General features: G+C 70.2%; 3 protein-coding genes and 1 pseudogene. 3 read left to right on the top strand and 1 reads right to left on the bottom strand.

Features of this window, described 5'->3' with window-relative positions; all coding sequences use genetic code 11:
- Together AB0J09_RS53935 and AB0J09_RS53930 are read left to right on the top strand one after the other, a co-directional pair.
- Positions 1-302: pseudogene (locus AB0J09_RS53935) on the top strand (hypothetical protein); the annotation flags it as partial.
- Positions 303-511: 209 nt separating this feature from the next.
- The gene (locus tag AB0J09_RS53930) at positions 512-3,235 is read left to right on the top strand and encodes a DEAD/DEAH box helicase (RefSeq protein WP_360709978.1); all 2,724 of its coding nucleotides are present in this window, start codon (positions 512-514) and stop codon (positions 3,233-3,235) included.
- Between the two features lie 81 nt (positions 3,236-3,316).
- Here AB0J09_RS53930 and AB0J09_RS53925 read toward each other — a convergent pair whose 3' ends face one another.
- The gene (locus tag AB0J09_RS53925; protein ID WP_360709976.1) at positions 3,317-3,502 is read right to left on the bottom strand and encodes a hypothetical protein; all 186 of its coding nucleotides are present in this window, start codon (positions 3,500-3,502) and stop codon (positions 3,317-3,319) included.
- A gap of 531 nt (positions 3,503-4,033) precedes the next feature.
- Between AB0J09_RS53925 and AB0J09_RS53920 the strand changes: the two genes are divergently transcribed.
- Positions 4,034-5,707 carry an ABC transporter ATP-binding protein gene (locus AB0J09_RS53920; RefSeq protein WP_360709974.1) on the top strand — a complete coding sequence of 558 codons (1,674 nt, stop codon included), beginning with the start codon at positions 4,034-4,036 and terminating at the stop codon, positions 5,705-5,707.
- Positions 5,708-6,020: the final 313 nt, after the last annotated feature.

The raw sequence follows: 6,020 nt of genomic DNA, 5'->3' as shown, positions 1-6,020 counted from the left end.
TCCAAGGAAGCGCTCGACTCCGCGGTCGCCAAGTGCAACCAACTGCTCGCGCAGTAGGGCAGAAGGTGGTGCCGGGCCGGACGACACCGGCCGGCTGGCCCGTGTCCAAGGCCGAGTTCCTGCGGGTGTTCCCGAGCGTGTACCGGGGGACGCACGTCGGGCACCGGGCCGTGTCGATGCGGAGGGTGCGCAGCGTGCGGCTGGAGGCGGCCGACGTGGTCGCCTACGCCGACGGCGAACGCGTGGGGCCGGCGCCGGTGCACTGCGAGGTGCGCCCCGGGGCGCTGCGGGTCATCGTTTGAGATCTACATTGTAAAGGAGCCCGGCCGGATGACAGCTCGGGCCGCCGGTCAGCCGCGCCACCGTACTCCGGCCGAGGGTCCTTGGAGGGGAGGGGCCGCGCCGCCAATCCCGCCCCAGGGGGTGTGCGCCTCACTTGCCCCGCACCCGGAAGGGCTCCGGGGAGGCCGGTGGGACGGACCGGAATGGCGATTTCGGTAGGCTGGCGGGTATGACAACGCCAGCGGAACGCTATGCGGCCTTCCGTCAGAGACACGGGGACGACGGGGCCGCGCTGCGATCGTTCCGAGGTCTCTACGACTTCGAGCTGGACGACTTTCAGCTGGACGCCTGCCGAGCTCTGGAAGCCGGCGACGGAGTGCTGGTGGCGGCGCCCACGGGGTCGGGCAAGACGGTCGTCGGCGAGTTCGCCGTTCACCTGGCCCTGGAGCAGGGTCGCAAATGCTTCTACACCACCCCCATCAAGGCGCTGTCCAACCAGAAGTACAACGACCTGGTCAAGCGGTACGGCACCGCCAAGGTGGGCCTGCTGACCGGCGACAACAGCGTCAACGGCGACGCCCCCATCGTGGTCATGACCACCGAGGTGCTCCGCAACATGCTGTACGCCGGGTCGGCGACGCTCGCCGGTCTCGGGTTCGCGGTCATGGACGAGGTCCACTACCTGGCCGACCGGTTCCGCGGCGCGGTCTGGGAAGAGGTGATCATCCACCTGCCGGAGTCGGTGCGGCTGGCCGCGCTGTCGGCGACGGTGAGCAATGCCGAGGAGTTCGGCGAGTGGCTGGGCGAGGTGCGCGGCGAGACCACGGTGATCGTGGACGAGCACCGCCCGGTGCCGCTGTGGCAGCACATGATGGTCGGCAACCGCATCTACGACCTGTTCATGAACGACGACCTGACGTTGCGCATCAACCCCACGCTGATGCGGGTGACGCGCGACGCCGAGCGGTTGACGGCGGGGCGCGGCAGGCGCGGCTACGGCAGGCCGCAGCGCTCGCGCCCGCCGGACCGGGTGCAGGTGATCGAGAAGCTCGACGCCGAGGGGCTGCTGCCGGCGATCACGTTCATCTTCTCCCGCGCCGGGTGCGACGCCGCCGTCCAGCAGTGCCTGTACGCCGGGATCCGGCTCACCTCCGACCGCGAGCAACACGAGATCAGACAGCTCGTGGACGAGCGGACCGCGCATCTGCCCGATGAGGACCTGGCCGTCCTGGGCTACCTGGAGTGGCGTGACTGCCTGGAGCGCGGGCTGGCCGCGCATCACGCGGGGATGCTGCCGGCGTTCAAGGAGGTCGTGGAGGAGCTGTTCACGCGCGGCCTGGTCAAGGCCGTGTTCGCCACCGAGACGCTCGCTCTGGGCATCAACATGCCGGCCCGCAGCGTGGTGATCGAGAAGCTCGACAAGTGGAACGGCGAGACCCACGCCGACCTGACGCCCGGCGAGTACACCCAGCTCACCGGGCGGGCCGGGCGGCGGGGGATCGACGTGGAGGGCCACGCGGTGGTGCTGTGGCAGCCCGGCATGGATCCGCTGTCGGTGGCGGGCCTGGCCGGGACGCGCACGTACCCGCTGCGCTCCAGCTTCCAGCCGTCCTACAACATGGCGGTCAACCTCGTCGGCCAGTTCGGCAGGGAGCGCGCCAGGACGCTGCTGGAGGAGTCGTTCGCGCAGTTCCAGGCGGACCGGGCGGTCGTGGGGCTGGCCAAGCAGCTGCGCAAGCAGGAGGAGGCCCTGGAGGGCTACCAGGAGGCGATGACGTGCCACCTGGGCGACTTCCCCGAGTACGCGGCGCTGCGCCGCAGGCTCTCCGACCGGGAGGCCGAACTGTCCAGGCAGCGTGGCGCGGCGCGCCGGGCGGCCGCCGTGCGGTCGCTGGAGGCGCTGGAGCCGGGCGACGTCATCCGGGTGCCCGGCGGGCGCAGGGCGGGGCTGGCGATCGTGCTCGACCCCGGCCGCAACCCGCGCGGCCAAGGGCCGAGCCCGCTCGTGCTGACCATCGGCAAGCAGGTGAAGAAGCTCGACCCGGCCGACTTCCCCGTCCCGGTCGAGCCGCTCGAGAAGCTGCGCATCCCGAAGAACTTCAACGGCCGCTCGCCCAAGGAGCGCGCCAACCTCGTCTCCACGCTGCTCGCCAAGATCGGCGACCGCGACCTGGGCAAGCCGGTCAGGGCGCGCGACCACTCGGTGGAGGACGAGGAGGTCAACGAGCTGCGCCGGCGCATACGCCAGCACGCGTGCCACGGCTGCGACGAGCGCGAGGACCACGCCCGCTGGGCCGAGCGCTATTACAAGCTGTTGCGTGAGACCGAAGGGCTGCGCCGCCGCGTCGAGGGCCGCTCGCACGTCATCTCGCGTACGTTCGACCGCATCTGCTCGGTGCTGGAGCAGCTGGGCTACCTGGAGGGCGAGACCGTCACCGACGAGGGCCGCCGCCTGGGCCGCATCTACACCGAGCTCGACCTGCTGACCGCCGAGTGCCTGCGCAACGGCCTGTGGGAGGAGCTCGACCCGGCCGAGCTGGCGGCGTGCGTGTCGGCGCTGGTGTTCGAGTCGCGGGCGTCCGACGACGCGCGCCGCCCCAAGGTCCCCGCCGGGCGCACCCAGGAGGCGCTGACGGCGATGATCCGGCTGTGGGGCGAGCTGGAGGGCATCGAGTCCGATCACGGGCTGTCCACGATCAGGGAGCCCGATCTGGGGTTCGCCTGGGCGGCCTTCCGCTGGACGAAGGGGCACACCCTCGACGCCGTGCTCAGGGAGGGCGTCAACGGCAACGAGCTGGCGGCCGGCGACTTCGTACGGTGGATCAAGCAGCTCATGGACCTGCTCGGTCAGCTCGGGAACGCGACCCCGCCGGGCAGCAAGATCAAGCAGACGGCGGGCAAGGCGATCGACGCGATGCGGCGCGGCGTGGTGGCCTACTCCTCGCTCACCTGATCACGCGGCTGGAGGCGCCGCTCGTCCGGCGGACCGCCTCCAGCCGCCGCAAGGGCGCGCCGGCCGTGGCCGCCGCCGCCGCTAGGATTCCCTGCGGGCGCCGAAGATCGTCAGCGCCAGGCCCGCGACGCCCACCAGGGCGCTCACGACGGTCAGCGCGGTGCCGTCGATCCACCGGTGCAGCAGGCCGAAGCTCTGGCCGAAGACGTGCTCGGCGATGAGGCTGCCGAAGCCCTGGATCATGAGAAGAACGCCGATGAATGCCATGCGTCCATGATCTCGGCCTGAGCCCTCCGATCCATCGGACCAAAGTATCGGGCGACGTACACCTTGGAACCAGTCGCGAGAAGCATCTTTGGCATTCCCATGACCCTGCTTAGCGGTTGTGTTCGTTTACAAGTGATTTAACGGTGGCACTGAACGGCCGTTGTCTTCTGGTTTTACTGGTCAAGTCTCTTTTAAATTGTCGAATTCTACTGCTTTACCGCAAATCCGGTGATAACGTGCGATTTGTGCAAGTCACCAAACGGGGGAGGAATCATGGCTAGCACTCAGCTCGCACGCATCGACTTCCAGCAGGGTTGGGGCTGTCACCGCCGCAGGCGTTGCTTCCGTCGTAGGTGGTGCGGAGGGTGCTGCCGCCGGTGGTGGTGGGGGTGCTAGGTGAGGGTGTCTGATAACACCCTTGAGAGCCGGCGGCACAGCCGTCGGCTCTCATTGGCTGTCTCCGGCCACGAACTCGCACCGGCGATTTCCATTCGCCGGACTTTCCGCGAGTTCTGGCCGCACACCCGCGGGTTGCGGCGGCTATTCGCGGCCGGTGTCGTGTTCGCCGTGCTGGCCGCGCTCTGCGAGGTCGCCGCCATCCGCCTGTTCGGCCACATCACCGACGAGGTGCTCGCCACCCGGCAGCTGGGCGAGTTCTGGGTTCCGGCGTTCGCCTGGCTCGGACTCGCCACGCTCGCCGGGGTGACGTCCTTCGCGGCGACGTACGTCACCGCGCTGGGCGCCGAACGGTTCCTGCTGGTCCTGCGCGACCGGGTGTACGGGCACCTGCAGACGCTCGCGCCGGACTTCTCGGAGAACCGGCGCCTCGGCGACCTGATGGCACGGCTGACCGACGACATCGAGGCCATCGAGGAGCTGGTCGGGTCCGGGCTGGTCAAGGCGCTCACCACCGCTGCCAGCGTGGTGTTCTTCGCCGGGGCGGCCTTCTTCATCCGCTGGGACCTCGCGCTCGTCACGATGGCGCTGATCCCGCTGTTCCTGGTGATCTCCAAGGTGTTCGCTGCCAGGTTCAGGACCGCCGCGGCACGCGAGCGCTCCAGCAACGGGGCCATGAACAGCGTCCTGGAGGAAGGGCTGGCCAACCAGCCACTTGTGCAGGCCTACAACCGGCAGCAGACCGAGTCGCGGCGCCTGCACAGGGAGGGCCGCACGTGGCTGCGCGCCAACATGGCACAGGCCTGGCTGTCCAGCCTGTACGGCCCCGCCGTCCAGATCATCGAGACCGTCTGCCTGATCGTCATCCTCGGGTTCGGCGCGTGGGAGATCGCCGCCGGCCGGTTGACCCTGGGCGGCCTGCTGGCCTTCGCCGCGTACCTGGCACTGCTGTATCCGGCGGTGCAGGGGCTGGGGGAGCTGGCACTGACGGTGTCGCAGGCGGCCGCGGGGTCCGACAGGGTCATCGAGATCCTGCAGGCCAGGCCCGGCGTCACCGACGAGCCCGACGCCGTGTCCGCGGGCAGGAGCCGGGGCGAGGTCGAGTTCGACCGGGTCGGGTTCGCGTACCCGAAGCGGGGGCGGCAGGTCCTGCGGGACGTGACGTTCACCGCCTCGCCCGGCGAGGTCGTCGTCCTGGCCGGGCCCAGCGGGGCCGGAAAGTCCACGCTGGGCAAGCTGCTGCTGCGGTTCTACGACCCGGATGCGGGCCGCATCCTGCTGGACGGGGCCGACATCCGGGGCCTGACGCGGCAGTCGCTGCGCGAGAACATCACGATCCTGCACCAGGAGACGCTGCTGTTCTCGGGATCGGTACGCGACAACATCGCCTACGGGCGGCCTGATGCCTCGCTGGACGAGGTCATCAGGGCGGCGCAGGCGGCGGGCGTGCACGACTTCGTCAAGGTGCTGCCCCAGGGGTACGACACTCCGGTGGGGCAGCGGGGCCGGCTCCTGTCCGGCGGGCAGCGGCAGCGGATCGCGATCGCCAGGGCCATCCTGCGCGACGCCCCGGTGCTGGTGCTCGACGAGCCCGTGACCGGACTGGACGAGGCCACGGCCGCGCAGGTCATGAAGCCGCTGTGGCGGCTCATGGCGGGGCGCACGACGCTCCTGATCACGCACGACCTGCGGCACGTGCCGGAGGGGGCGCGCGTGGTGGAGTTGTCGCCCGTGCCCCGGCCGCCGGAGCGCATCCGCCTGAAGCGCGTCGCCCGCCCGCGTCCGCTGACCCACTCCCGCGCCACCTGACCTACCGCCGGGCCAAACCTCCCCGGATCCGGCCCACCCCGAGCAGCGCACCCGCCCTTACGGGGCGGGTGCGCTGGTTTCCGGGCCAGGTGATTTCGCCCGGGATGTTGTGAGGGCCGCGCCGGAACCCGGCGCGGCCCTCCTTTTGTTGTTGTCACTCCGGTGCGGACGGACGGCTCAGAACACCTAGACGGTACGACCGCTCAGGTGTCGCTGAGGCGGAGCGCTCGGACCGTGACGGATGATGGATCAGCCACCACCGCCACCGCCGCCTCCGCCGCCGCCGGACTCGAAGCCGCCGCCGCCACCGCCA

It is taken from the genome of Nonomuraea sp. NPDC049784 (assembly GCF_040659615.1).
Taxonomy (GTDB): Bacteria; Actinomycetota; Actinomycetes; order Streptosporangiales; family Streptosporangiaceae; genus Nonomuraea.
Note: the sequence above shows the minus strand (reverse complement) of the source record. Positions and strands in the feature narration are given on the sequence as shown.